The sequence below is a fragment of the Carboxydocella sp. ULO1 genome, assembly GCF_002049255.1.
GTDB lineage: Bacteria > Bacillota.
In genome coordinates this window covers 1-309 of record NZ_BDLQ01000122.1, presented here as the reverse complement: position 1 = coordinate 309, position 309 = coordinate 1, and the positions used below count along the sequence as shown (strand labels likewise).

Below are 309 nucleotides of genomic sequence, written 5' to 3'. Positions count from 1 at the left end.
GCAATTTTAGAAACATCAATCAATATTACCACCGCCTTTTAGGCGATTCTTAAAATTTGCCCTGGCTTAAGCTTATTTGGGTCTTTTCCGATAACACTTTTATTTTTGTTGTAAATTTCTCTCCACCTGCTTCCGTCTCCCAAAACTTTTTTCGCAATTTTCCAGAGGCTATCACCCGGTTTAACAGTGTAGGTCTTGGATGGTGGCGGTGAAGGTCGTTTCTTTGATAACTGCTGTTTACTTTTTTTCTCGGACTCAGTATATACCACTAATTCCCGGGCTTCCACAAGCTCTATAGTGTACTGGCAA

1 protein-coding gene is annotated in these 309 nt (G+C 40.5%); it reads right to left on the bottom strand.

Going from position 1 to position 309, the window contains the following annotated elements; genetic code table 11:
• Positions 1–38 precede the first annotated feature (38 nt).
• Positions 39–309 (bottom strand): LysM peptidoglycan-binding domain-containing protein (locus ULO1_RS12370; RefSeq protein ID WP_143325465.1); only part of this gene is annotated, 271 nt, incomplete at its 5' end.